The following is a 23,768-nucleotide window of genomic DNA, read 5'->3' on the forward strand; positions in this document are numbered from 1 at the left end:
CGGCTCCATACCTGGGTGCATCCAATTTTCGCATTGCAGTGCTCTTCAAGTCCCTGATAACCCGACGATGATAAGTGATCGAGGCCTCAGGGACAGCAATAGCGCTTCAGTGGCCTTGCCGGGGCGACGAACCGGCAGACTCCAGCGCGACCATTGCCAGCACGCCAACCAGCACTGCCAGCCATAGACTGACCAGGCGAATGCCGATGGCGATTGCCAGCGCCGCGTCGGTGTCGACACCACTCGCATTCAGCATCATCACGATGGACGCTTCGGTGGTGCCTACCCCGCCGGGTACGAAGGACAGCGCGCCGACCAGCATTGCCAACGGGTAGATGCCAAGCGCGAGTTGCCACGGCAGGTCAATGCCGGAGGCATGGCACAGCCATGCGAAGGCAATTGCGGTGAGCCCCCAGGCACCGGCGCCCCAGCTGGAGCTGCTGGCCAGCAGGCCGGGACGCATCAATGGACCGAGAGCGCCAGCACCGTCCACCAGGAAGTGACCCAGTTGGCGCAGCAGCCTTCCCGGCACCAGGTCAATCGCATGGCGTGAGGCGCGCGCCAGAGGCGACCAGCAGGCAAATGCAACCAGCGCAAACAGGATCAACAGAATGATCACGGTCAGCAGACCGAATACGGGCACCAGAGTGGCCGCCCCGATCGCCAGCAGGGTGATGACCAGCAGGTCGATGGCGCGCTCGAAGATGAAAGTGCCGAGGGTGGTCCTGGCGGGAATATGCAGCCATCCGAAGTAGCGGATTCGCAGCAGTTCGCCTGCCTTGCCGGGTGAGGCCGTGAAGGCAAAGCCTGCCAGATAGGCCAGGAACCCCTGTCTCCATTGCGGCAGCGGGTAGCCCTGGACGCGCAGAATGCTGCGCCATCGCAGGTAGCGCAAGAGATAGCTCAGAAGTACCAGCAGGGCGCAGGCACCGAGAGGCGCCGCCATGTCGGTGAGGCGGGACAGAATATTCCGGTCCCGATCGACGTAGTACAGAGCGGCGATATAGACCGCTGCGATGATGATGACCCAGCGGGCCGCCCGCCCCCGGCGGTCCGGCAACGCCGGTGCCGGGGACGCGCTTCCACTCATTTACAGCGCCTTTTCCAGCTCCGGCAGGATCGCAAACAGATCCCCCACCAGGCCGATATCGGCAATTTCAAAGATCGGCGAATCCGGATCCTTGTTGATCGCCACGATCGTACCGGCGTCCTTGATGCCGGTCAGATGCTGGATCGCACCGCTGATGCCCACCGCCACATACAGCTCCGGGGCGATGATTTTGCCGGTCTGGCCGACCTGCAGGTCGCTGGGCACGTAGCCGGCATCGACCGCGGCACGCGAGGCACCCACGGCGGCAGCGAGCTTGTCGGCCAGCTGGAAGATCACCTTGAAGTTCTCTTCCGAACCGACGCCACGGCCACCGGAGACCACGCGCTTGGCGCTCTGCAGGTCCGGACGGTCGCTGGCACCCGCGGCGAGGCCGACGAAGCGGGTGTGGGTCGGCAGGGCAGCATCGACGCTGGCCGCTTCGATGGCGGCGCTGCCGCCCTGGGCGGCTTCCGGCCACGAGGCGGCACGCACGGTGGCGACCACGATCTGGTCGGCCGGGACTTCCACGGTGATGATCGCGTTGCCGGCGTAGATCGGGCGCTTGAAGGTATGGCTGCCTTCAACGGTCATCAGGTCGGAGACCTGGTTGACGCCCAGCCGCGCGGCCACGCACGGCATCAGGTCCTTGCCGAAAGTGGTCGATGGGCCGAACACGTGGGTGTAGCCCTTGGCCAGCTGCGCGATCTGCGGCGCCAGCACCTGGGCGATGGCCTGCGCGTTGGCGGCGTTGGCCACGGTCAGGACCTTGGCGACGCCACTGATCTTCGCGGCCTCGGCGGCAACGGCGGCCGGATCGGCGGCCAGCACCACGACATCGATGCTGGCACCGCTGATGGCGGCGGCGGCGCTGACAGTCTTGGCGGTGGCGGCGTTGAGCTTGCCGTCGTGGTGTTCGGCGATGACGAGAATCTTGCTCATTACAGCAGCCCCTTCTGCTTGAGTGCGGCCACCAGTTCGGCCGCGTCCTTGACCATCACACCCCTGCTGCGCTTGGACGGTGCGGCGTACTGGGTGGTCTTGAAGGTGTCGGCAGCTTCAACGCCGAGGTCGGCCAGCTGCAGGGTCTCCAGCGGCTTGGCCTTGGCCTTCATGATGTCCGGCAGCTTGATGAAGCGCGGCTCGTTCAGGCGCAGGTCGGTGGTGACCACGGCTGGCAGGTCCACTTCCAGCGTTTCCAGGCCGGCGTCGACTTCGCGGGTCACCGTGGCCTTGCCGTCGGCAATGTCCAGCTTGCTGGCGAAGGTCGCCTGCGGCCGGCCCCACAGCGTGGCCAGCATCTGGCCGGTCTGGTTCGCGTCGTCGTCGATGGCCTGCTTGCCCAGTATCACCAGGTCCGGCTGTTCCTTCTCGATCAGCTTGAGCAGGGTGCGGGCGGCGGTCAGCGGCTGGATGGCCTGGTCGGTGACCACATGGACCGCGCGGTTGGCGCCCATGGCCAGGCCGTTGCGCAGGTGCGCCTGGGCGTCGGCCGGGGCGATGGTGGCGACCACGACCTCGCTGGCGATGCCCTTGTCGCGCAGGCGCAGGGCTTCTTCCAGGGCGATTTCATCGAAGGGATTGGGGGACAGCTTGACGCCGTCGGTGACCACGCCGGAACCGTCCGGCTTGACCTGAATGCGGACGTTGTAGTCCACCACGCGCTTGTACGCGACGAGGATTTTCATCTGGTACGGGGTCCTTGTAGCGCCGGCCGCTGGCCGGCTCACGTTTGCTGGGGAACATCCGGTCCTGCAGCAGCGACCGGCTCGGGGGTGGGATCCCGATTCTAGCTGGCTTGGAGCAACCATGCGAATGCGTATGGTAGTGTTGCATCGCCGCATGGCTTCGCGTGAAGGCAGCATTCTGGTGTCATGTTCACGTCATGCAGGCAGTCGTGAAGGTCCCCCCGATGTATCCTGTCCCGCTATGTCGGGCACCGTGGGTGCCTGTGGACGTCATCATTGAACAGGAGATCAGGTAGTGCCCACATGGCTTGTCACCGGCGGTGCCGGCTTTATCGGCGGAAATTTCGTTCTCGAGGCCGTCGCACGCGGCGTCAAGGTCATCAACCTCGACGCGCTGACCTACGCCGGCAACCTGAAGACCCTGTCCAGCCTGGACGGCAACCCGAACCACGTGTTCGTGCAGGGTGACATCGGCGACAGCGCCCTGGTAGCCCGCCTTCTGGCCGAGCACCAGCCGGACGCAGTGCTGAATTTCGCCGCCGAGAGCCACGTCGATCGCTCCATCGATGGCCCGGGTGCCTTCATCCAGACCAATGTGGTGGGCACTCTGGGCCTGCTGGAAGCCGTGCGTGATTACTGGAAGGCGCTGCCGGCCGAGCAGGGCGCGGCCTTCCGCTTCCTGCACGTTTCGACCGACGAGGTGTACGGCACCCTGGGCGAGACCGGCAAGTTCAGCGAAACCACGCCGTACGCTCCGAATTCCCCCTATTCGGCGTCAAAGGCCGCTTCGGACCACCTGGTGCGTGCGTTCCACCACACCTACGGGTTGCCGGTGCTGACCACCAATTGCTCCAACAACTACGGCCCGTACCACTTCCCGGAGAAGCTCATTCCGCTGGTGATCGCCAAGGCGCTGGCCGGCGAGCCGCTGCCGGTGTACGGCGATGGCAAGCAGGTGCGCGACTGGCTGTTCGTGTCCGACCACTGCGAAGCGATCCGCACCGTGCTGGCCAAGGGCCAGGTCGGTGAGACCTACAACGTCGGTGGCAATTCGGAAAAGCAGAACATCGAAGTGGTGCAGGCCATCTGCGCGCTGCTGGACCAGCGCCGCCCGCGTGCGGATGGCCAGCCGCGCAGCAGCCAGATCACCTATGTCACTGACCGCCCCGGCCACGACCGTCGCTATGCGATCGACGCGTCCAAGCTGAAAAACGATCTGGGCTGGGAACCGGCCTACACCTTCGAGCAGGGCATCGCCTTCACCGTCGACTGGTACCTGGACAACCAGGAGTGGGTCAACGGCGTGCTGGACGGCAGCTACCGTCTGCAGCGCATCGGCACTGCGGCCTGAACCCTGGAGACGACATGACGCAGCGTAAAGGCATCATCCTCGCCGGCGGCTCCGGCACCCGGCTGTATCCGATCACCAAGGGCGTCAGCAAGCAGCTGCTGCCGGTGTACGACAAGCCGATGATCTATTACCCGCTCAGCGTGCTGATGCTGGCGGGCATCCGCGAGGTGCTGATCATCAACACCCCGCACGAGCAGGCGCTGTTCCAGCAGCTGCTGGGCGACGGCTCGCAGTGGGGCATGGACATCCAGTACGCGGTGCAGCCGAGCCCCGACGGCCTGGCCCAGGCCTACCTGATTGGCCGTGATTTCGTCGCCGGCAAGCCGAGTTGCTTGGTGCTGGGCGACAACATCTTCCATGGTCATGGTTTGAGCGATGTCCTGCATAACGCGGACCAGCGGGACAACGGCGCGACCGTGTTCGGTTACTGGGTCAACGACCCGGAACGCTACGGCGTGGCCGAGTTTGACAAGGACGGCAAGGTCATCGACCTGGTCGAGAAGCCGGAGAATCCGCGATCGAACTATGCGGTCACCGGCCTGTATTTCTACGATGGCAATGCCAGCGACCATGCGGCCGAGCTCAAGCCGTCGCCGCGTGGCGAGCTGGAAATCACCGATCTGAACCAGCGCTACCTGCGTGAGGGCCACCTGCACCTGGAAGCGCTCGGCCGTGGTTATGCCTGGCTCGATACCGGCACCCACCAGTCGCTGCTGGAGGCGTCCAACTTCATCGAGACCATCCAGACCCGCCAGGGCCTGCAGGTCTGCTGTCCGGAGGAAATCGCGTTCGGCCAGGGCTGGATCACTGCCGAACAACTGGAAGCACTGGCTGCACCGCTGATCAAGAATGGCTACGGCCAGTACCTGCACAAGCTCGCCCTGCGTGGAGTCGTACCGTGAAAGTGATTGAAACCAAGTTGCCCGGCTGCGTGGTGATCGAGCCGGCCGTGTTCGGCGATGCGCGCGGCTATTTCTTCGAGACCTGGAATGCCGAGCGCTTTGCCGCGCTGGGCCTGCCGGATCGCTTCGTGCAGAGCAACGTGTCGACGTCCGCGCAGGGCGTGCTGCGCGGCCTGCATTACCAGTGGCCGCGCCCGCAGGGCAAGCTGGTCAGCGTGCTCGAAGGCGAGGTCTACGATGTGGCCGTCGACATCCGCCGCGGCTCGCCGACCTTCGGCCAGTGGGAAGCGGTGGTGCTGAGCGCGGAGAACAAGAAGCAGTTTTGGATTCCGGAGGGCTTCGCGCACGGCTTTGCCGTGTTGTCCGAGCGCGCGGTGTTCAGCTACCTGTGCACCGAGGTCTACCTGAAGGACTTTGATGCCGGCGTGCGCTGGAACGATGCGGACATCGCCGTGGACTGGCCGGTCAGTGCCCCGACGTTGTCGGCCAAGGACGAGAACGCGCCGTTCCTGAAGGACATTGCTGAAGACCGCCTGCCGGTCTACGTGCCATGACCGTGCTGGTGTTGGGTGGCAACGGCCAGGTTGGCCAGGAGCTGCTGCGCGCGCTGGTGCCGCTGGGCAAGGTGGTCGCGACCACCCGCAGCGGCCAGCTGCCGGACGGCAGTGCGTGCGAAACGGCCGACTTCGGCCAGCCCGACAGCCTGCCGGCACTGCTGGATCGCGTGCAGCCGTCGCTGGTGGTCAATGCCGCGGCCTACACGGCGGTGGATCGTGCCGAACAGGATGCGGAGGCTGCGTTCGCCGCCAACGCGCAGGCACCGGGCGTGATCGCGCGCTGGTGTGCGGCGCACGGCGTGCCGTTCGTGCATTACTCCACCGACTACGTGTTCGATGGCCAGGGCAGCGCACCCTACCGCGAGGACGAGCCGACCGCCCCGCTGGGCGTATATGGCATCAGCAAGCGCGATGGCGAGGACGCGGTGCGTGCGGCCGGTGGCCGCCATCTGATTTTCCGCACGGCGTGGGTGTATGCCTCGCACGGCGCGAACTTCCTGCGCACCATGCTGCGCGTGGGCGCCGAGCGCGATGCGTTGCGGGTGGTGGCCGACCAGATCGGCACGCCGACGCCGGCCGCGCTGATCGCTGATGTCACCTTGCAGGCGCTGCAGCACCCGGGGCAGTTGTCGGGTACCTGGCACCTGACCGCCAGCGGCCAGACCAGCTGGCATGGGTTCGCCGAAGCGATCTTCGCCGAGGCATTGGCCACCGGCGTGTTGGCCAAGGTGCCGACGGTCGAGGCGATTCCCAGTTCCGAGTATCCGACCCCGGCCAAGCGCCCGGCCTGGTCGGTGCTGGACAACCGCAAGCTGCAGCAGGATTTCGGCATCGTGCTGCCGACCTGGCAGGATGGCCTGAAGCGGGTGATGGCGGAGATTGCCTGATGGCCGTAGCGCCGGGCCATGCCCGGCGATGCAGCGCGGCCGGGCCGATCAGGAACGGGTCAGAGCCCGCTGCGCAGCAACGGGATCCGACCCCGGGCAAACCTCAGCTGCGCCCGTAGGTATCCTCGAAGCGCACGATGTCATCCTCGCCGAGGTAGCTGCCGGACTGCACTTCGATCAGTTCCAGCGGCAGCTTGCCCGGGTTGCGCAGGCGGTGGGTCACGCCCAGCGGAATGTAGGTGCTCTGGTTCTCGCTGAGCAGGATCACTTCATCGCCACGGGTCACCTCGGCGGTGCCGCTGACCACGATCCAGTGCTCGGCGCGATGGTGGTGCATCTGCAGGCTCAGCGTGCCGCCGGGCTTGACCGTGATCCGCTTGACCTGGAAGCGCTCGCCGTTGTCGATCGAATCGTAGGCGCCCCACGGCCGATAGACCTTGCGGTGCCAGGTGGCCTCGCTGCGGCCTTCGGCCTTCAGCTGCGCAACCACGGTCTTGACCTCCTGCATGCGGTCGGCCTTGCCCACCAGCACCGCATCGTCGGTCTCGACCACGATCACGTCATCGAGGCCGACCATGGCCACCAGGCGCTGGCCGTAGGCATAGGTATTGCGGCAGTCGATGGCGATCACGTCGCCCTGGTGGGCATTACCATCGCCGTCCTGCTGCGAGACATCGCGCAGGGCAGTCCACGAACCGACATCGTTCCAGCCCGCATCCAGTGGAATCACCACCGCGTCGGCGGTCTTCTCCATCACCGCGTAGTCGATCGAATCGGACGGAACGGCAGTGAAGGCGTCCTTGTCCAGGCGGGTGAAGTCGGCATCTCGGCGCGCCTGCTGCCAGGCCTGGCGGCTGCCAGCCAACATCGCGGGCTGGAAGCGTTCCAGTTCCTGCAGGTAGCGCGAGGCCTTGAACAGGAACATGCCACTGTTCCAGTAGTACTGGCCGCTGCTGACGTAGCCGGTGGCGGTATCCAGGTCCGGCTTCTCGACGAAGCGCTCGACCGCACGCAGGCCCTGGCCATCGGCGGCCTTGATGTAGCCGTAGCCGGTTTCCGGCCCCGTTGGCACGATGCCGAAGGTCACCAGCTTGCCGGCCTCGGCAGCGCCGGCCGCCGCCTGCACGGCGCTGCGGAACGCGGCCTCGTCGGTGATCACGTGATCGGAGGGCAGCACCAGCAGCAGGGCGTCGGCACCGTCGCGGGTGGCCTCCAGCGCGGCCACCGCGATCGCCGGGGCCGTGTTGCGGCCGACCGGCTCGAGGATGATCGCGGCCGGCTCGGCGCCAACCTGCTGCAGCTGCTCGGCGGCGACGAAGCGATGCTCTTCGTTGGCGATCACCAGCGGTCCGCGCGCGGCGATCGGCGCCACGCGCTTCCAGGTGGCCTGCAGCATCGTCAGTTCGCCCGCCAGCGGCAGGAACTGCTTCGGGTACGCCTCGCGCGACAGCGGCCACAGGCGGGTACCGGATCCACCGGACAGGATGACGGGCTGGATGCTGCTCATGCGTTCCTCGGTTACTGCTGGATCAGGCGGGAGATGTCGTCGGTGCGCGCCTGCATCAGCGCGGCATCACCACGGGCTTCAACATTCAGGCGCAGCAGTGGCTCGGTGTTGGAGCTGCGCAGGTTGAAGCGCCAGTCGCCGAAGTCGGCACTGATGCCGTCGGTGTGGTCCAGCGTGGGCGACTGCGCCGCGAAGTGCTCCATCACGCGTGCGACGGCCGCCTTGGCATCGCTGACCTTGAAATTGATTTCGCCGCTGCACGGGTAGGCCGCCATGCGGTCTTCGACCCAGTCGGCCAGCGAGCGCCCGCTTTCAGAGACCAGCTGGGCGATCAGCAGCCACGGGATCATGCCCGAGTCGGCATAGGCGAACTCGCGGAAATAGTGGTGGGCGCTCATCTCGCCGCCGTACACCGCGTCTTCGGCGCGCATCTTTTCCTTGATGAAGGCGTGGCCGCTCTTGCACTGCACCGGTACGCCGCCGGCCTGTTCGACCATGTCCACGGTGTTCCAGACCAGGCGCGGGTCGTGCACGACCTTGCCGCCGGGGTTGCGCGCCAGGATTGCCTTGGCCAGCAGGCCGACCAGGTAGTAGCCCTCGATGAAGCGGCCGGTGTGGTCGAAGAAGAAGCAGCGGTCGAAGTCGCCGTCCCAGGCAATGCCGAAATCGGCACCGTGTTCGCGCACGGCGTCGGCGGTGGCGGCGCGGTTCTCCGGCAGCAGCGGGTTGGGAATGCCGTTGGGGAAACGGCCGTCCGGCTCGTGGCAGATGCGGATGAACTCGAACGGCAGGTGTGGTGCCAGCAGATCGACGATGGCACCGGCACCGCCGTTGCCGGCGTTGACCACCAGCTTCAGCGGTCGCAGCTTGCCGGCGTCGACATAGCTCAGCAGGTGCTGGATGTACGCGCTCTTGTCGTGCTGGGCGCTCTGCGCGGCACCCGGCGGTTGCGCCGCGGACGTATCGGCGGCAACCGCATCGGAAATCGCGAACAGGCCAGTATCGGAGCTGATCGGCCGTGCGTTCTCCTTGACCAGCTTCATGCCGTTGTAGTCCATCGGGTTGTGGCTGGCGGTGACCATCACGCCGCCGGCCGCGCCCAGGTGGTCGGTCTGGAAATAGACTTCTTCCGTGCCACACAGGCCGATGTCGATCACCTCGCGCCCGGTACCGCGCAGGCCTGCGGCCAGTGCATCCTGCAGCGCGGGGCTGGTCAGGCGCACGTCGTGGCCCAGTACCACCGGGCCCGGTGCAAGCTGCGCCGCCAGCGCCACGCCGATGCGGCGGGCCAGATCTTCGTTCAGTTCTTCCGGCACGCGGCCGCGGATGTCATAGGCCTTGAAGGCGGGCAGGGGCATTGATCGGGATCCTTGGGTGGCTCGGCACCCGATTGTAGTACCTGTCTTGTATGGGAAGCGTTTCCATGCCGCAACGCCACGTGACCGCCTGCTGCGCTGGCCTAGAATGGTGTGATTACATCAACGAAGTGAGGGCGTAGATGAGCAATCCGGCAACGACCGGCGGAAAGCGCGGCAAGCGCTTCGCCAGTGCGGCGGAGGCCCTGCAGGGGGTGGTCGCCGATGGCCAGACCCTGGCCGTGGGTGGCTTTGGCCTGTGTGGCATTCCCGAGGCGCTGATCGCTGCGCTGCGCGACAGCGGCGTCAAGGGCCTGACCGTGATCTCCAACAATGCCGGCGTCGATGGCTTCGGCCTGGGCCAGCTGCTGGAAACGCGGCAGATCAAGAAGATGATTTCGTCCTACGTGGGCGAGAACAAGGAGTTCGAACGGCAGTTCCTGGCCGGTGAGCTGGAGCTGGAGTTCAACCCGCAGGGCACCCTGGCCGAGCGCCTGCGTGCCGGTGGCGCAGGTATTCCGGCGTTCTTCACTGCCACCGGCTACGGCACGGTGGTGGCCGAGGGCAAGGAGACCCGCGAGTTCGACGGCAAGCACTACGTGATGGAAACCGCGCTGCGCGCCGACGTGGCACTGGTCAAGGCCTGGAAGGCCGACGAGGCTGGCAACCTGGTGTTCCGCAAGACCGCGCGCAACTTCAACCCGGCCTGCGCGATGGCCGGCAAGGTCTGCATCGTGGAGGTGGAGGAGGTGGTGCCGGTCGGTGCGATTGATCCGGACCAGGTGCACCTGCCGGGCATCTACGTGCACCGCATCGTGCACAACGCGCATCCAGAGAAGCGAATCGAACAGCGCACCATCCGCGCGGAGGGCAACTGACATGGCGTGGACCCGAGATGAAATGGCCGCACGCGCGGCGCGCGAGCTGACCGATGGTGCCTACGTGAACCTGGGCATTGGCCTGCCGACGCTGGTCGCCAACCATATTCCCGACGGCGTGGATGTATGGCTGCAGTCGGAGAACGGCCTGCTCGGCATTGGCCCGTTCCCGACCGACGCCGAGGTCGACGCCGACCTGATCAACGCCGGCAAGCAGACCGTCACCGCACGTGCGGGCGCCAGCTACTTCGGCAGCCACGACAGCTTCGCGATGATCCGCGGTGGTCACGTCAACCTGGCCATCCTCGGCGCCATGCAGGTCACCGACAAGGGCGACCTGGCCAACTGGATGGTGCCCGGCAAGATGGTCAAGGGCATGGGCGGCGCGATGGACCTGGTGGCCGGCGTGCAGCGCGTGGTGGTGCTGATGGAGCACACCGCCAAGAACGGCGAGCACAAGATCCTGGCCGAATGCACGCTGCCGCTGACCGGCGTGGGCGTGGTCGACCGCATCATCACCGACCTGGCGGTGTTCGACGTGACTGACAAGGGCCTGCTGCTGGTGGAGGCCGCGCCGGGTGTCAGTGATGACGAGCTGAAGGAAAAGACCGGCGTCGCATTCCAGCGCGGCTGATCGATACGGGCAAGGGGGCCGCGTTGTGCCCCCTTCAACGTCAGCCGCGTCGGGCGTAGGCGTACTCGTCGCTGCTGGCATCGGCCTCGCCGAGGCAGGCTGCGGCTGTCGCGACGCGCAGTCCAGCGTGTTCGCAGCAGGCACCCAGTACACGTTCAATGGCGTGGGCCAGCGTTCCATCGATCTGGCCCTGCTCGATGTCGAAAGCGCTGCGATACAGATGCGCGTCCAACAATGGACGCAGGGCCTGCAGCCGCCACCAGCCCATGCTGCCGGCGCCAAACCGACTGGTGTCCACGGGTACTTCCAACCCAAGCCGCGCCTGCAGTCGAGCCAATGCGAGACCATTGCCGCCCACGAAATCAGCGACGGGCAACAGATGCCCTTCGGCCACCACCATGCCCAGCCCAGGGTCGGCCTCGAAGGCGGCAAGGATGCGTGCGGCACGCCCGCCCTGTACCAGCCGTTGCAGTAGTTCCTGCCGCCATTGGTCGCCATCTGCGCGATGGGTTGAGCGTTTCGTATGCAGCTTAAGCACCACTTCGTGCCCGGCCTGCAGCAGCCGTTCGGCGACCTCCAGGAACGGCAGGATGTCGCGACCGTGGTTGTCCACGGCCACCACCTCGCCCTCAAGCCCATGTGTCGCCAGGGCCTGCCGAACCTGATCGATCTGCGCAGCCGGGGTGGTCACTACGATTGCCCAGTCCAGTGTTGCCTCGCGCAGAGCTCGCAGCACTTCCGGCAGCGTCTCCAGATACCAGGCGTGGAGATGCACTGCCGGTGCGGGGCGCGGCGCCGGCGCCGGCAACAACGCATCACGGGTGGCCTGCAGCCAGGCATGGCCGAGGCGGGCATCCGGTTCCAGCACGGCACCTTCAGCCCACTCGTTCCAAGCGTTTATGAACACCAGTCGCTGCGCCTGCGGTGCTGCGGAGAGGCGTTCATGGATCGTGGTGCGCAACCAGTCACGGTAACCACGTGGTGAGGCGTGCAGGTACACGCGGCCGCGACCGGAACGTCGGGCCTCGTTGTCCCAACCGGGGTTGACCCCGGGATAGAGCGGATAATCGGGCAGGGCACGGGCGGCGATTTCGCCGGCCAATTCGCGCCAATCGCGGACATCGCCATTGAAATCGGGATTGAGCAGCCACTGCTGTGCCGACAGCGAAGAGGGATTGCTCATGTTCGGCGGAAACTCGACCGCAGCGTCAAAGCCGATGTCGCGTGGATCGGGGCGCTCGAAGCCCTGGACGTAGGCCAGATGGATTTCGCCCACGCCGTTGTCGCGGCACCAGCGGCGCCAGCGCTCGGCAGTCGCACGGGCGTCGGGCAGCAGGTTCGGGCGATAGACCAGCAGCATCGGCCGCCCCTCGACCTTCAATGCACGGCGGTCGCGCAGGTAGAGCGCGACATGTGCGATGAAGGCCAGATCGTCCTCAGCGCTGTGCTGCTGGCCGATCAGGATATCGTCGTCGCGGCCGTCCCAGCGTCGCGCCCAGTTTTCATTGGCCCAGCACAGGCAGAACGGCAGGTCGATGCTGTCATCGGCCAGCCATTGCCGCAGCGGGTCCTCCATCAACGTGCGGCCGCTGAACCAGTAGTAATAGAAGCAGAACGCGCCGATGCCGTACTCGGCGGCAAGCTGCGCCTGGTCGCGCATCACCTGCGGGTTGCGCAGGTCATAGAAACCCAGATCAGCCGGAAGCCGCGGTTGGATGTGGCCTTCGAACTGCGGTAGCGCACGGGTGACGTTGCGCCATTCGGTGAAGCCCTTGCCCCACCAGGCGTCATTTTCGGGGAAGGTGTGGAATTGCGGCAGGTAGAACGCGACCAGCGTGGCGGGCATCGGGTCCGGCAGCGCGCCCTTCTGGTGCGGGCGGTGGCCGATCGCGGCCTCGTCCGCGCGCCAGCGGAGCTGCGCGCTGGCCCGCGGCCTACCCGCGTCCTGCCGTCCCTTCGGCGGCGATGGCACCCAGTCGCCGTGCCGGGCCAGCCAGCGGGTACGCAGGCGGTCGCGCTGCGCCTGCGACAGCGGCAAGACCCGGAATACCGCGCGCAGCAACGGGAACAACGACTGGCGCAGGCTCATCGGGCGTAGCCCCAACCAGTCAGGCAATCGCAGGGTATCGGTATCTGGGCAACGGTCATGGGCTCATTTTCAGTGTTGGCGGCCACGACGGCAAACGCCGGCGAACGCCGGCGTGCTAGCGTGTGGCCATGCTGTTCCCCCACGACCTGCCCGACGCCGACGTCCACCACCTGCCGGGCTGGCTGGCCGCAGCCGACGCCGACCGGCTCATGGGGGCGCTGCTGGCCGACGTGCCGTGGGAGGTCCACCGCATCCGCATGTTCGGCAACTGGGTGGATTCGCCGCGGCTGAGCTGCTGGATCGGCGATCCTCAGGCCCGCTATCGCTATTCCGGTGCCGAGTTCGTGCCGCACCCCTGGCCGCCCGTGTTGCAGGCCGTGCGCGAGCGCCTGCAGGCCGAAGGCCACGGCCGCTTCAACAGCGTGCTGCTGAACCGCTACCGCAGCGGGGGTGACTCCATGGGTTGGCACAGCGATGACGAGCCGGAGCTGGGACCGGCCCCGGTGATCGCGTCGCTGAGCCTGGGCGCCGCGCGCCGTTTCCTGCTGCGCCGACGCGACGATACGGCGCGCAAGGCCGAATTCGTGCTGGGCCACGGTGACCTGCTGCGGATGGCCGGGCAGACCCAGCGCTTCTACCAGCACGCGCTGCCGAAGATGGCGCGGGTGCAGGGCGAGCGGATCAACCTGACCTTCCGCTGGATTACGCCGCGGTGACGAAGAAGGGGTCAGATCCCTTTCCCGTCGGGGAAGGGCTCTGACCCCTGCGACGCGTCAGCGCTTGGCTGCCGTGGCGTCGGCCTGCCCGCTCACCAGCGTCCAGCCCACCACATCCTGCGCCAGCTGCTGCAGGCCGCGCTCGAACGCCGCGGTCACCGCCGGTACGTCGGTACTGCCGACCGGCTGCGCCTGGCGGAAGGTGCGGTCGGCCACCACGCGCTGGTCGGCGACGTGGATCAGCTTGGCGTTGACTTCGATCACCACGGTCGGCGTAGCCTGGCCCTGGTAATCCGATTCGAAGCGGCGCACGTCGGTGGACAGCTTGTAGTCGGCACGGATGCCGGCGGTGCTGCGCGCCACGCCGCGGATGCGGCCGGAGTCTTCAAAGCCACGCAACAGCGTGTCCTCGATCATGTCGGTGGCCGGCTGCGCCCAGCTGGCGCCCTTGTAGATCTCCAGCTGCGAGGGCGTCGGCCGCACGTTGATGCGCGGGCTGTCGACCAGGCGCGCGGCGCTGGGCTTGGCCAGCACCAGCTGCCAGCTGGCCTGCGGCCACGCCGGGTCCGCCTTGACCTGCACGGACGGCGAGTACAGCGTCACTGCGGTTTTCTCGCTGCTGCCGAGGATGGAGCAGCCGCCCAGCAGGCCGACCATCGAAGCGGCCAGCAGCAGGCGCGGAAGGGAGGGCGTGCTCATTGGGGTTCGAACTCCTTCGGTGCGTCGCGGCCCAGCAGGTAGCGCGCGGGGTTGTTCTCGAGGCGGTCGCTGACCCGGCGCAGGTCGCGGATCAGGCCGCGCAGTTCGGTCAGCGTCGGGCCCAGCTGGCCGAGGCCATCGTTTGCGAAGCTGTTGATCGCGGCGCGGTTCTCGCCAAGGATCGAATCGGCGTTGCCGGCGGCCGAGTCGAGCTTGGCCAGGGTCGCGTCGAGCTTGTCGATGATGCCGGGCAGCTGCTGCACCAGGTTCTTGTCCAGGCGCTCGATGGTGCCGTTGGTGGTCTTCAGCGTGGTGTCCAGGCTGCGGGCGGCATCGCGCGCGCTGAGCAGCAGCGCCTGCGTGCCCTGGTCGCGGTCGGCCAGGCCGCCGCTGATCGTCTCCAGGTTGGCCAGCGTGGCGTTGATCGAGGCCACGTTGCGGTCGCTGAGGATCTGGTCCATGCGCTCGACGATGCGGTTGGCCACATCGGTGATGTTCTGCAGCGCCGAGGGCGTGGTCGGGATGATCGGTGCCGGATCCTTGTTGACCGTGGTCAGCGCCGGCGACTGCGGCGTGCCGCCGCTGAGCTGGATGATCGACGGGCCGGTCAGGCTGGTGATCGCCAGCTTGGCGCGGGTATCGGTCTTGACCGGCGTGTTGGAGTTCAGGCGGATGCGCGCGACCACCTGGCGCGGGTCGTCGGGCACCAGGTTCAGTTCGGTGATCGAGCCCACCGCGATGCCGTTGTACTGCACCGGGCTGCCCACCGACAGGCCGGTCACCGCTTCGCGGAAGACCACGCGGTACTCCTGCCAGGTGCGGTCGGAGGAGTACTTGGCTGCCCACAGTCCGAAGGCCAGCAGGGCCAGGCCGGTGATCAGGGTGAACGCGCCGATCAGCACGTAGTTGGCTTTGGTTTCCATGGCTCAGGCACTCTCGATCTGTTCGCCCCGCGCGGCGCGCGCGCGGGGTCCGTGGAAGTATTCCTGGATCCACGGATGATCCAGTTTCTCGATGTCCGGCAGCGGCGCATTGGCCACCACCCTGCGGTCGGCCAGCACGGCGACGCGATCGCAGATGGCGTACAGCGTGTCCAGGTCGTGGGTGATCAGGAACACGGTCAGCCCCAGCGCTTCCTGCAGGGTCTTGATCAGGCGGTCGAAGGCGGCCGCGCCGATCGGGTCGAGGCCGGCGGTGGGTTCGTCCAGGAACAGCAGCGGCGGATCCAGCGCCAGCGCCCGCGCCAGGCCGGCGCGCTTGCGCATGCCGCCGGACAGCTGCGAGGGCAGCTTGTTGATCGCATCGGCGGGCAGGCCGGCCAGCTTCACCTTCAGCAGCGCCAGTTCGTAGTGCCAGCGCTCGGGCAGCTCGCGGTGGTGTTCCTTCAGCGGCACCTGCACGTTCTCGCCCACGGTCAGCGAGGAGAACAGGGCACCATCCTGGAACAGCACGCCGGTGTTGCGTTCGATGTGCAGGCGGCTCTCGGCGTCGTCGGCACGCGCGTCGCGGCCCAGCACTTCGATCTGGCCCTCGTCGGGCGTGCGCAGGCCCAGGATCGAGCGCATCAGCACCGACTTGCCGGTACCGGAGCCACCGACCACGCCCAGGATCTCGCCGCGGCGCACGTCCAGGTCCAGGTCTTCGTGCACGGTCTGGCTGCCGAAGCGGTTGACCAGGCCGCGCACGCGGATGGCCAGCTCGTGGCCGTCGCCATCGCGCATGTCGAGCGTTTCAGGGGAAGAGGAGGTGCTCATGTCACCAGTCCATGTGCATGAACCACAGCGCCGCGAAGGCGTCGATGATGATCACCAGCGAGATCGTCTGCACCACGCTGGAGGTGGTGCGCTCGCCGACCGACTGCGCGGTACCCTCGACCTTCAGGCCCTCCAGGCAGCCGATCAGGCCGATCACCAGCGCGAACACCGGCGCCTTCGACAAACCCACCAGCAGGTGCCGCACTTCCATCGTCTCGTGCATGCGCGCGATGTACATCTGCGGCGGGATGTCGAGGTCGAACGCACCGACGGTGATGCCGCCGGCCAGGCCCGCGATCATCGCGATGAAGGTCAGCAAGGGCAGGGTGACCAGCAGCGCCAGCAGTCGCGGCAGCACCAGCAGGTCGACCGGGTCCAGGCCCAGCGTGCGCATTGCATCGATCTCCTCGCGTGCCTTCATCGCGCCGATCTGTGCGGTGAACGCACTGGCGGTACGGCCGGCCAGCACGATCGCGGTCAGCAGCACGGCGAACTCGCGCAGGAAGGCGATGTTGACCAGCTCGACCACGTAGATCTCGGCGCCGAAGTCGCGCAGGATGGTCGAGCCGAGGAACGCGATCACCGCGCCCACCAGGTAGGACAGCAACGCCACCAGCGGCACCGCATCCAGCCCCACCTGTTCCATCTGATGCACGGTGGCGGTCAGCCGGAAGCGGCGGGGTTCCTTGACCAGCCGGGCCGCCTTGACCAGGTTCTCGCCGAGGAAACTGCACAGGGCCTTGATGTTGTGGCCAGTGGCGTGGACGCTGACACCCAGCCGCTCCAGTGCCGCCAGCACGCCGAAATCGCGCTTGGCCCTGGGCCGGTCATCGGCCACTTCCTCGATGGTGCATACCAGCGCCTGGTGGTCCGGGCGGAACTGCAGCGCGTCTTCGTGGAGATCGGCGCGATGGGCCACGCGCAGCACCTGCAGCACGCCGGCCGAATCCAGCTGCTCGATGCCGGTGGCATCGATGCCGGTCAGCTTGTCGGGAACGCCGTGCAGGACCTCCGCCGCGGCCAGCGCGGTCTTCAAGGTCCAGGTGCCGGACAGGTGGATCAGGCCCGGGTCATGGGCATCCTGTTCGAGCTGGGGGGCGAGGTTCGGGGTGACGTGGGCCATTCGGGTCGCAGCATAACCGTTCTGTCTTGGGCATCGCGTCGAACTCGGATGAATTTCTCCGGTAAGCCCCTGCCTAGGTAATACTACGGCGCATGTCCGCAGATGCTCACACGATCCCCACGCCCCAGGCCACCTACGCGCAGCGCGTGGCCTTCGTTTCCGAGATCGCCGGACGCCTGCACAGCTATGGCACCACGGCCCAGCGGCTGGAGACGGCGGTGGTGGCACTGGCCCGCCAGCTCGATCTGGATTGTGAACCGTGGTCGAATCCCACCGGTATCATCCTCAGCTTCAGCGACCCGGCGCAGGCCATCGGCTCCAGTGACATCACCCGCGTGATCCGCCTGGCGCCCGGTGAAAACGACCTGCACAAGCTCAGCGTTGCCGACCATATCGCCGAAGAAGTGTCCAACGGGCGGATGAGCATCGCCCAGGGCCACACCGCGCTGCGGCAGCTGGACAAGGATCCGGGCCGGCGCGGCAAGCTGCGCACGATCCTGTCGTTCACCCTGGGCGCGGCCGGCGTGGCCGGCATGTGGAAGCTGCCGTGGCTGGACATCGCCACCGCCGGTGTCATCGGCCTGATGATCGGCCTGCTCGGCATGGTCACCGACCGCCGCCCGGCCACCCGCGAAGCCGCCGAGGCGCTGGCCGCGCTGCTGGCCGGCATGGTTGCCACTCTGGTGGCGTCCTTCATCGGCGCGCTCAACCTCAATACGGTGATCATCGCGTCGCTGGTGGTGCTGCTGCCCGGCATGTCGCTGACCAATGCGGTCAACGAACTGGCCAGCCAGCACTGGGTATCGGGCACCGCGCGCTTTGCCGGCGCGCTGACCACCATCATGAAGCTCAGCGTCGGCGCGATGATCGCGGTGACCCTGGCCGACGTGCTCGGCCTGGACCCGGTGATACGGGCGGCGCGACCGCAGGGACCGTGGGTGGAGTGGGGTTCGCTGCTGACCGCGGCCTTTGCGTTCGCGATGCTGTTCAAGGCCAACCGCCGCGATTACCCGTGGGTGATCGCCGCCTCGGTGGCCGGCTATGCGATCTCCAAGTTCGGTGGCCACGCCTGGGGCGCGCCGGCCGGCATCTTCCTGTCGGCGATGCTGCTGACCGCCGGCGGCAATCTGTTCGGTCGCCTGGTCGGGCGTCCGGGCGCGATCATCCGCCTGCCCGGCATCATCATGATGGTGCCCGGCAGCACCAGCCTGCGCGGTGTGCTGACCCTGGTCCAGCAACAGGATGTCGGCGCCGGCCAGAGCGTGTTCCTCACCGTGCTCAACGTGGTGATGGCGCTGGTCGCCGGCCTGCTGTTCGGCAACCTGCTGATGCCCGCCCGCAAAACCCTGTGATGATGTCGGTGGGTGTGGACCTCGGTCCACACACCGGAGAATGAAAAACGCCGGCTTTCGCCGGCGTTTTTCATTGCATCCCGATCCGGCCTCAGGCCTTCTTGATCAGGAAATCTTCCGGCTTCTTGTTGCCCTTGGCGGTCAGTTCAGCCATCCAGCGCGGCTGCTTGCCACGGCCGGTCCAGGTTTCCTTCGGATTGGCCGGGTTGCGGTATTTCGGTGCCACCTTGCCCAGCTTGCGGCCGGCGGTCTTCGACGGTGCCTTGGCGGCCGGGGCGGCCTTGCGGGCACGCGTGGCCGGGGCGCTGCCGAACAGTTCTTCGATGGTGTAACCCTCGGTCTTGGCCAGCTTGGTCAGCTGGGCCCGGACCTTGGTGATCGGCCGGCGCTTGGCGACGATGGTCTGCTGCTTCTTGGCGGTACGGATCAGGGCGCCCAGCTCGCGTGCTGACAGGCCGGTCAGGTCAATGCTCATTTACGGTTACTCCGGAAACTAATGTGTGGACGGGACAAGCCAGTCCATGGCGTCGGCGGACAGAATAGAGATGAATTAAACACAGCACAAATGCAGGCGGGTCATGGCGTGGCGGTATGCAGACGCCGTCGGGGTGATTTTGACCGGATTATGTCCGCTGCAATATCGGGGAAGGCCGCGGCAGAAAAAAAAAAGACCGGGGCAGGCCCCGGTCTTTTTGCCGATCAGCCCTGCAGGCGCTGCAGCAGGGAGGCCTTGTCCAGGCTTTCCGCTTCGCTGGCGCGGCGCGAGCGGTATTCGTAGGTGCCGGCGGCCAGGCCACGTTCGCTGACCACCACGCGATGCGGAATGCCGATCAGTTCCATGTCGGCGAACATCGCGCCGGGACGCAGGCCACGGTCGTCAAGCGCGGCGTCCAGGCCGGCGTCGCGCAGTTCCTGCAGCAGGCTGGCCGCGGCATCGGCCACGGCGGCGTCGCCCTTCGGATTGATCACGCACACCACCACCTGCCACGGCGCCATCGCGTCCGGCCAGATGATGCCGGCCTCGTCATGGTTCTGTTCGATCGCGGCAGCCACAACCCGCGAGATACCGATGCCGTAGCAGCCCATCGCCATCACCGCTGCCTTGCCGTTCTCGTCCAGCACGGTGGCGTCCAGCGCCTCGGCGTACTTGCGGCCGAGCTGGAACACATGGCCGACCTCGATGCCGCGGGCGATCTTCAGTTCGCCGCCGTCCACGGCACGATCGCCGGCACGCACGTTGCGGATGTCGGCCACTTCCGGCTCCGGCAGGTCGCGGCCCCAGTTGACGCCGGCCAGGTGGAAACCGGCCTCGTTGGCGCCAACGACGAAGTCGGACATCGCCGCCACTTCGCGATCGGCGACCACGCGGATGGCCTTGGCCGGGGCGACCGGGCCGAGGAAGCCCGGCACGCTGCCCAGGTACTCGGCGATCTCCGCTTCGCTGGCGAACCGCTGCTCGTCCAGGCCGGCGACCTTGGCGAGCTTGATCTCGTTGACTTCGTGGTCGCCACGCACCAGCACCAGCACGAACTGCTGGGCCTCGCCTTCGCCGGCGATCAGTGCCACCGACTTCACCGTGCGCTGCAGGTCGATGCCGAGCAGGGCGGCGACGTCCTCGCAGGTCTTCTGGGTGGGGGTATCCACCTTGCGCATCGCTTCGGTGGCGGCGGCACGCGGTGCCGGATCAGCGGCGATCGCCGCTTCCATGTTGGCCGCGTAGTCCGAGCCGGTGGAGAACACCAGCGCGTCCTCGCCCGAATCGGCGATCACGTGGAACTCCTGCGAGGCATCGCCGCCGATCGCGCCGGAGTCTGCCTGCACCATGCGGAAGTCCAGGCCGAGGCGGGTGAAGATGCGGCTGTAGGCCGACTTCATGTTCTCGTATTCGCGCACGAGGCACTCATCGTGCAGGTGGAACGAATAGGCGTCCTTCATCAGGAATTCGCGCGAGCGCATCACGCCGAAGCGCGGGCGGATCTCGTCGCGGAACTTGGTCTGTACCTGGTAGAAATTCACCGGAAGCTGCTTGTAGCTGGACAGCTCGCTGCGCGCGAAGTCGCAGGCGGCTTCTTCGGCGGTCGGGCTGTAGCAGAACACCTGGTCCTTGCGGTCCTTGATCTTCAGCAACTGCGGGCCGAACTTCTGCCAGCGGCCGGTCTGCTCCCACAGCTCCTTCGGCTGGATGGTCGGGATCTGGAATTCCACCGCACCGGCCCGGTCCATTTCCTCGCGCACGATGCGCTCGACCTTGCGCAGCACGCGCAGGCCCAGCGGCGACCAGGTGTACAGGCCCGATGCCAGCTTGCGGATCATGCCCGCGCGCAGCATCAGCCGATGGCTGGTCAGCTCGGCGTCGCTGGGGGTTTCCTTGGTGGTGTGCAGGTGGAACTGGGAGAGGCGCATCGTCGGCTTCGGATAACGGCAGAGACCTCTATTCTGCCAGCCCGGCCGGGGGGAGGGGTATCGGCAGGGCTGCGCCCTGCACCCGCGGTAGTGCCGGCCGCTGGCCGGCAACCTCAGAAGCAACAGCCGAAGCAACAACGGGTTATGCGGCTCATGCCCCCCAACCGGACCCACCCCGCCTTAGACAGTTTCCTGCGAGCTGTCGGAATGGCTCCCGGGGTCAGATCCGTTTTCCGCAGGAAAACGGATCTGACCCCGGATTCAATTCGAGATCCGACAGATTTCATCCACGCATGGCGTGGATCTACCACCGTCACCGGGAAACTGTCGAAGGCGGGGCGGTGTCGGATTGCGGGGTGTCCGCGGCATGGATGCCGCGGCCAAGCCCCCATGGATGGGTTTACGGCGTCCCCGCAATCCGACGCCGCCCCGCCCAACCCACAGAAAGCCCAGAGCCGGCTGTTGCCCTTGCTGTTGCCTCTGCGGGTGCAGGGCTGCAAGCCCTGCCGATACCCTCATTGTGCCGGGCAGTAAGCCTTGATGGCGGCCTCCGCCAATCCCCTCTGCGCGGTGTGCTGCTCCGGGGTCAACGGGGTATCGGCCTTGCCATCGCCATCGGTGTCCTGCATCACCTGGCCACCGCCGTCCAGCAGGGCCAGGTTGGCCCGGGCCGTGCTGCACTGCTCGGGGACCGGCGCGGCCGGGGCCTCGCTGCTGGCTGCGGCCTGCGGGGTGCGCGCCTGCTCGCGGGTCTCGTACTTCCGGCCCGCCGGCGGGGTCTCCGAGTACTGGGTCACGCCCCGGGCGTCCTTCCATTTGTAGACGGGACCGGCCACGGCGTTGGCACTGACCAACAGCAGCAGGCATCCAAGGCAGGACAGGGCACGCATGGCAGACTCCACGGAATGGGCGCAGAACATCGATTGCAGCATTGGCGCCGACCGCTGGCAAGTCGATTAAACTGGATTCCATGGACCCGATCACACCGCCGCCGCGCTCGCGCACGATTTACCTGCTGCCCAACCTGTTCACCACCGCCGGCCTGTTCGCCGGCTTCTACGCGATCATCGCCGCGGCCAATGGGGATTTCGTCAACGCCAGCATCGCCGTGTTCGTGGCGGCGGTGATGGATGGCCTGGACGGGCGCGTGGCGCGCCTGACCGGCACCAGCAGCGAATTCGGCGTGCAGTACGACTCGCTGGCCGACCTGGTCAGCTTCGGCATGGCCCCGGCGCTGGTGATGTACCACTGGTCGCTGTCGTGGCTGAAGTTCGACGATCCGCTGCTCGGCCGCGTCGGCTGGGCCGTGGCCTTCCTGTATGCGGCCTGCGCGGCACTGCGCCTGGCCCGCTTCAATACCCAGGTGGCGGTGGTCGACAAACGCTGGTTCGTCGGCCTGGCCAGCCCGGCCGCAGCGGGCCTGATGATGTCCTTCGTCTGGGCCTTTGCCGATGGCAACCTGGGCTGGGATGGCAACCAGCTGCGCTATGTGGCGCTGGCGGTGACGATCATCGCTGCGCTGCTGATGGTCAGCCGCATCCGCTTCTGGAGCTTCAAGGGCGGCGGTGCCAAGGGCACCCGTTCGGACCGCGTGCCGTTCCTGGTGCTGGCACTGGTGCCGGTGGCCATCGCCATTGCGGTCATCGACCTGCCGCGCGTGCTGTTCGCGGTCGGCATCCTGTACGCCTTGTCCGGCCCGGTGATGTGGGCCGTGCAGCGCCTGCGCAAGAAAACCGAGGCGGCGTGAGCCAGGACCTGCCCGTGCTGTGGTCCCCGGCCCAGCAGGCCTGGCTGCAGGCCATGGGCTACACCGTCTATCACGACGGCCAGCTTGCGGCCGAGCTGGACGCCGCGCTGCAGTTGAGCGTGGCCGAAGCCGAGGCCAGCGTTGCCCCGCCACACCCGGTGCCGCCGCTGGAGACGGCGCGCGCGCTGCCGGCCAGGCCGGCGCCCGCCACCGGCCAGCAACGCCCGGCACCGCCGCGCCGCGAAACGCCGGTCAGGGCGCCGGACACCGTGCCGGCCGCTGAGCGACCGTTGCCCAGCGGCACCGCGCGGGAACCGGTGGTGCGCCTGCCGGACCGTCTGCAGATCGCGCTGCTGCGCGCGTCCGGCTGCAACCCGAATGACCCGGCCACGCAGGCGCTGATGGACAGCTGGCCGCTGGACCAGCTGCGCCGCGATCCGGCGGCCAAGCGTGCGCTGTGGCCGCAGCTGCGAGCCCTGCGCAAGCGGGGAACGCCATGAGCGCGGTGACCCGGCCCGGTCCGGTCAGCCTGCGCGCGCTGCGCGAGAGCGACCTCAATGCCGTGATGGCGATCGAGCTGCGGGGCTATCCCTTCCCCTGGACCCGCGGCATCTTCATCGACTGCCTGCGCGCCGGCTATCCCGGCCTGGCGATGGAGCGCGATGGCCTGCTGGTCGGCTATGGCGTGCTCAGCATCGCCGCCGATGAAGCGCACGTGCTGAACATCTGCATCGATCCGCTGGCGCAGTCGCGCGGGCTGGGCCGCCAGCTGCTGCGCGCGCTGGTGCGGCTGGCCGCCGATCGCGGCGCACAGCGCGTGTTCCTGGAAGTGCGCCCATCCAATACGCCGGCACTGGCGCTGTACCACAGCGAAGGCTTCAACGAGATCGGCCGCCGCCCGCGCTACTACCCGGCTGCACAGGGCCGCGAGGATGCGGTGGTGATGGCCATCGAGCTGGTCGACGGCGACCTGCAGGCGATGCCGCCGCTGTAAAGGGGAGGGGTTGCCGGCCAGCGGCCGGCACCACCGATGCGTCGC

The 23,768-nt window shown here is 67.2% G+C and carries 24 protein-coding genes; 11 read left to right on the forward strand and 13 right to left on the reverse strand.

The window, feature by feature from the left end:
- Positions 1 to 106: 106 nt before the first annotated feature.
- The 3 genes from NSQ78_RS02890 to NSQ78_RS02900 are packed head-to-tail and all read right to left on the reverse strand — an operon-like array spanning position 107 to position 2,775.
- Positions 107 to 1,090 carry a lysylphosphatidylglycerol synthase transmembrane domain-containing protein gene (locus tag NSQ78_RS02890; protein ID WP_064237599.1) on the reverse strand — a complete coding sequence of 328 codons (984 nt, stop codon included), beginning with the start codon at positions 1,088 to 1,090 and terminating at the stop codon, positions 107 to 109.
- On the reverse strand, positions 1,091 to 2,029 hold the full coding sequence (locus tag NSQ78_RS02895) for an electron transfer flavoprotein subunit alpha/FixB family protein (protein ID WP_064237600.1): 939 nt from the start codon (positions 2,027 to 2,029) through the stop codon (positions 1,091 to 1,093). It lies immediately after the preceding gene.
- Positions 2,029 to 2,775, reverse strand: coding sequence for an electron transfer flavoprotein subunit beta/FixA family protein (locus NSQ78_RS02900; RefSeq protein WP_064237601.1), 747 nt, complete (start codon positions 2,773 to 2,775; stop codon positions 2,029 to 2,031). Before NSQ78_RS02900 ends, NSQ78_RS02895 begins: the two co-directional genes overlap by 1 nt.
- 295 nt (positions 2,776 to 3,070) lie before the next feature.
- Between NSQ78_RS02900 and rfbB the strand changes: the two genes are divergently transcribed.
- Genes rfbB through rfbD form a run of 4 tightly spaced genes read left to right on the forward strand, consistent with a single transcriptional unit; the run spans position 3,071 to position 6,472 of the window.
- Positions 3,071 to 4,126 carry a dTDP-glucose 4,6-dehydratase gene (gene rfbB / locus NSQ78_RS02905; RefSeq protein WP_064237602.1) on the forward strand — a complete coding sequence of 352 codons (1,056 nt, stop codon included), beginning with the start codon at positions 3,071 to 3,073 and terminating at the stop codon, positions 4,124 to 4,126.
- A 14-nt stretch (positions 4,127 to 4,140) separates the two neighbouring features.
- A complete protein-coding gene (rfbA, locus tag NSQ78_RS02910) occupies positions 4,141 to 5,028 on the forward strand; it encodes a glucose-1-phosphate thymidylyltransferase RfbA (RefSeq protein WP_064237603.1) in 888 nt (295 codons plus the stop codon).
- On the forward strand, positions 5,025 to 5,582 hold the full coding sequence (gene rfbC / locus NSQ78_RS02915) for a dTDP-4-dehydrorhamnose 3,5-epimerase (RefSeq protein ID WP_004141806.1): 558 nt from the start codon (positions 5,025 to 5,027) through the stop codon (positions 5,580 to 5,582). The genes rfbA and rfbC overlap by 4 nt, the downstream gene beginning before the upstream one ends.
- The gene (gene rfbD / locus NSQ78_RS02920; protein WP_064237604.1) at positions 5,579 to 6,472 is read left to right on the forward strand and encodes a dTDP-4-dehydrorhamnose reductase; all 894 of its coding nucleotides are present in this window, start codon (positions 5,579 to 5,581) and stop codon (positions 6,470 to 6,472) included. Before rfbC ends, rfbD begins: the two co-directional genes overlap by 4 nt.
- Positions 6,473 to 6,575: 103 nt before the next feature.
- Here rfbD and NSQ78_RS02925 read toward each other — a convergent pair whose 3' ends face one another.
- Together NSQ78_RS02925 and NSQ78_RS02930 are read right to left on the reverse strand one after the other, a co-directional pair.
- Positions 6,576 to 7,979, reverse strand: a complete 1,404-nt coding sequence (locus tag NSQ78_RS02925) for a mannose-1-phosphate guanylyltransferase/mannose-6-phosphate isomerase (protein ID WP_049465337.1) — start codon at positions 7,977 to 7,979, stop codon at positions 6,576 to 6,578.
- 11 nt (positions 7,980 to 7,990) lie between these two features.
- Positions 7,991 to 9,337: a phosphomannomutase/phosphoglucomutase gene (locus NSQ78_RS02930; protein ID WP_064237605.1), complete on the reverse strand. Its 1,347-nt coding sequence runs from the start codon at positions 9,335 to 9,337 to the stop codon at positions 7,991 to 7,993.
- A gap of 140 nt (positions 9,338 to 9,477) precedes the next feature.
- Here NSQ78_RS02930 and NSQ78_RS02935 point away from each other — a divergent pair, with 140 nt between their 5' ends.
- Positions 9,478 to 10,212, forward strand: coding sequence for a CoA transferase subunit A (locus NSQ78_RS02935; protein WP_064237606.1), 735 nt, complete (start codon positions 9,478 to 9,480; stop codon positions 10,210 to 10,212).
- 1 nt (position 10,213) lies between these two features.
- Positions 10,214 to 10,846, forward strand: a complete 633-nt coding sequence (locus NSQ78_RS02940; RefSeq protein WP_049465320.1) for a CoA transferase subunit B — start codon at positions 10,214 to 10,216, stop codon at positions 10,844 to 10,846.
- 40 nt (positions 10,847 to 10,886) lie between these two features.
- Here NSQ78_RS02940 and NSQ78_RS02945 read toward each other — a convergent pair whose 3' ends face one another.
- Entirely contained in the window at positions 10,887 to 12,935 is a 2,049-nt protein-coding gene (locus NSQ78_RS02945) for a glycoside hydrolase family 99-like domain-containing protein (protein ID WP_064237607.1), read from the reverse strand.
- A 128-nt stretch (positions 12,936 to 13,063) separates the two neighbouring features.
- Here NSQ78_RS02945 and NSQ78_RS02950 point away from each other — a divergent pair, with 128 nt between their 5' ends.
- Positions 13,064 to 13,651, forward strand: coding sequence for an alpha-ketoglutarate-dependent dioxygenase AlkB (locus tag NSQ78_RS02950; protein ID WP_064237608.1), 588 nt, complete (start codon positions 13,064 to 13,066; stop codon positions 13,649 to 13,651).
- A 57-nt stretch (positions 13,652 to 13,708) separates the two neighbouring features.
- Here NSQ78_RS02950 and NSQ78_RS02955 read toward each other — a convergent pair whose 3' ends face one another.
- The 4 genes from NSQ78_RS02955 to NSQ78_RS02970 are packed head-to-tail and all read right to left on the reverse strand — an operon-like array spanning position 13,709 to position 17,227.
- Positions 13,709 to 14,350 (reverse strand): ABC-type transport auxiliary lipoprotein family protein, encoded by a 642-nt coding sequence (locus tag NSQ78_RS02955; RefSeq protein ID WP_064237609.1) that lies wholly within the window; start codon positions 14,348 to 14,350, stop codon positions 13,709 to 13,711.
- On the reverse strand, positions 14,347 to 15,273 hold the full coding sequence (locus NSQ78_RS02960; RefSeq protein WP_049465312.1) for an MlaD family protein: 927 nt from the start codon (positions 15,271 to 15,273) through the stop codon (positions 14,347 to 14,349). The genes NSQ78_RS02955 and NSQ78_RS02960 overlap by 4 nt, the downstream gene beginning before the upstream one ends.
- 3 nt (positions 15,274 to 15,276) lie before the next feature.
- Positions 15,277 to 16,104: an ABC transporter ATP-binding protein gene (locus NSQ78_RS02965; protein ID WP_049465310.1), complete on the reverse strand. Its 828-nt coding sequence runs from the start codon at positions 16,102 to 16,104 to the stop codon at positions 15,277 to 15,279.
- Between the two features lies 1 nt (position 16,105).
- On the reverse strand, positions 16,106 to 17,227 hold the full coding sequence (locus tag NSQ78_RS02970) for an ABC transporter permease (RefSeq protein ID WP_049465308.1): 1,122 nt from the start codon (positions 17,225 to 17,227) through the stop codon (positions 16,106 to 16,108).
- 92 nt (positions 17,228 to 17,319) lie between these two features.
- Here NSQ78_RS02970 and NSQ78_RS02975 point away from each other — a divergent pair, with 92 nt between their 5' ends.
- On the forward strand, positions 17,320 to 18,579 hold the full coding sequence (locus tag NSQ78_RS02975) for a threonine/serine exporter family protein (protein WP_046428410.1): 1,260 nt from the start codon (positions 17,320 to 17,322) through the stop codon (positions 18,577 to 18,579).
- Positions 18,580 to 18,670: 91 nt separating this feature from the next.
- Here NSQ78_RS02975 and NSQ78_RS02980 read toward each other — a convergent pair whose 3' ends face one another.
- The 3 genes from NSQ78_RS02980 to NSQ78_RS02990 form a co-directional block, all read right to left on the reverse strand.
- Positions 18,671 to 19,054 (reverse strand): H-NS histone family protein, encoded by a 384-nt coding sequence (locus NSQ78_RS02980; protein ID WP_010480700.1) that lies wholly within the window; start codon positions 19,052 to 19,054, stop codon positions 18,671 to 18,673.
- Between the two features lie 224 nt (positions 19,055 to 19,278).
- Positions 19,279 to 20,982: a proline--tRNA ligase gene (locus NSQ78_RS02985; protein WP_064237611.1), complete on the reverse strand. Its 1,704-nt coding sequence runs from the start codon at positions 20,980 to 20,982 to the stop codon at positions 19,279 to 19,281.
- 515 nt (positions 20,983 to 21,497) lie between these two features.
- Positions 21,498 to 21,872 carry a DUF4124 domain-containing protein gene (locus tag NSQ78_RS02990; protein ID WP_064239604.1) on the reverse strand — a complete coding sequence of 125 codons (375 nt, stop codon included), beginning with the start codon at positions 21,870 to 21,872 and terminating at the stop codon, positions 21,498 to 21,500.
- Positions 21,873 to 21,952: 80 nt separating this feature from the next.
- Here NSQ78_RS02990 and pssA point away from each other — a divergent pair, with 80 nt between their 5' ends.
- From pssA to rimI, 3 genes are read left to right on the forward strand one after another with little or no spacing between them, the layout of a single operon-like run.
- Positions 21,953 to 22,729, forward strand: a complete 777-nt coding sequence (gene pssA, locus NSQ78_RS02995) for a CDP-diacylglycerol--serine O-phosphatidyltransferase (RefSeq protein WP_049465105.1) — start codon at positions 21,953 to 21,955, stop codon at positions 22,727 to 22,729.
- Positions 22,726 to 23,229 (forward strand): hypothetical protein, encoded by a 504-nt coding sequence (locus tag NSQ78_RS03000; RefSeq protein WP_049465107.1) that lies wholly within the window; start codon positions 22,726 to 22,728, stop codon positions 23,227 to 23,229. The genes pssA and NSQ78_RS03000 overlap by 4 nt, the downstream gene beginning before the upstream one ends.
- Complete coding sequence (gene rimI / locus NSQ78_RS03005; protein ID WP_053462112.1) at positions 23,226 to 23,723, forward strand: ribosomal protein S18-alanine N-acetyltransferase; 498 nt, start codon at positions 23,226 to 23,228, stop codon at positions 23,721 to 23,723. Before NSQ78_RS03000 ends, rimI begins: the two co-directional genes overlap by 4 nt.
- Positions 23,724 to 23,768 lie beyond the last annotated feature (45 nt).

The sequence above is a fragment of the Stenotrophomonas sp. FSL W7-1447 genome, assembly GCF_037966425.1.
Taxonomy (GTDB): Bacteria; Pseudomonadota; Gammaproteobacteria; order Xanthomonadales; family Xanthomonadaceae; genus Stenotrophomonas; species Stenotrophomonas pavanii.

Bases quoted from the DNA above. Each gene is read 5' to 3' on its own strand.
- NSQ78_RS02985 (WP_064237611.1), bottom strand. From the start codon at position 20,982: ATGCGCCTCTCCCAGTTCCACCTGCACACCACCAAGGAAACCCCCAGC.
- NSQ78_RS02975 (WP_046428410.1), top strand. From the start codon at position 17,320: ATGTCCGCAGATGCTCACACGATCCCCACGCCCCAGGCCACCTACGCG.
- NSQ78_RS02935 (WP_064237606.1), top strand. From the start codon at position 9,478: ATGAGCAATCCGGCAACGACCGGCGGAAAGCGCGGCAAGCGCTTCGCC.
- NSQ78_RS02930 (WP_064237605.1), bottom strand. From the start codon at position 9,337: ATGCCCCTGCCCGCCTTCAAGGCCTATGACATCCGCGGCCGCGTGCCG.
- NSQ78_RS02980 (WP_010480700.1), bottom strand. From the start codon at position 19,054: ATGAGCATTGACCTGACCGGCCTGTCAGCACGCGAGCTGGGCGCCCTG.
- rfbA (WP_064237603.1), top strand. From the start codon at position 4,141: ATGACGCAGCGTAAAGGCATCATCCTCGCCGGCGGCTCCGGCACCCGG.
- rimI (WP_053462112.1), top strand. From the start codon at position 23,226: ATGAGCGCGGTGACCCGGCCCGGTCCGGTCAGCCTGCGCGCGCTGCGC.
- rfbD (WP_064237604.1), top strand. From the start codon at position 5,579: ATGACCGTGCTGGTGTTGGGTGGCAACGGCCAGGTTGGCCAGGAGCTG.
- NSQ78_RS02940 (WP_049465320.1), top strand. From the start codon at position 10,214: ATGGCGTGGACCCGAGATGAAATGGCCGCACGCGCGGCGCGCGAGCTG.
- NSQ78_RS02890 (WP_064237599.1), bottom strand. From the start codon at position 1,090: ATGAGTGGAAGCGCGTCCCCGGCACCGGCGTTGCCGGACCGCCGGGGG.
- NSQ78_RS02990 (WP_064239604.1), bottom strand. From the start codon at position 21,872: ATGCGTGCCCTGTCCTGCCTTGGATGCCTGCTGCTGTTGGTCAGTGCC.
- NSQ78_RS02925 (WP_049465337.1), bottom strand. From the start codon at position 7,979: ATGAGCAGCATCCAGCCCGTCATCCTGTCCGGTGGATCCGGTACCCGC.
- NSQ78_RS02965 (WP_049465310.1), bottom strand. From the start codon at position 16,104: ATGAGCACCTCCTCTTCCCCTGAAACGCTCGACATGCGCGATGGCGAC.
- NSQ78_RS02895 (WP_064237600.1), bottom strand. From the start codon at position 2,029: ATGAGCAAGATTCTCGTCATCGCCGAACACCACGACGGCAAGCTCAAC.
- NSQ78_RS02960 (WP_049465312.1), bottom strand. From the start codon at position 15,273: ATGGAAACCAAAGCCAACTACGTGCTGATCGGCGCGTTCACCCTGATC.
- NSQ78_RS02970 (WP_049465308.1), bottom strand. From the start codon at position 17,227: ATGGCCCACGTCACCCCGAACCTCGCCCCCCAGCTCGAACAGGATGCC.
- NSQ78_RS02945 (WP_064237607.1), bottom strand. From the start codon at position 12,935: ATGAGCCTGCGCCAGTCGTTGTTCCCGTTGCTGCGCGCGGTATTCCGG.
- NSQ78_RS02900 (WP_064237601.1), bottom strand. From the start codon at position 2,775: ATGAAAATCCTCGTCGCGTACAAGCGCGTGGTGGACTACAACGTCCGC.
- NSQ78_RS02955 (WP_064237609.1), bottom strand. From the start codon at position 14,350: ATGAGCACGCCCTCCCTTCCGCGCCTGCTGCTGGCCGCTTCGATGGTC.
- pssA (WP_049465105.1), top strand. From the start codon at position 21,953: ATGGACCCGATCACACCGCCGCCGCGCTCGCGCACGATTTACCTGCTG.
- NSQ78_RS02950 (WP_064237608.1), top strand. From the start codon at position 13,064: ATGCTGTTCCCCCACGACCTGCCCGACGCCGACGTCCACCACCTGCCG.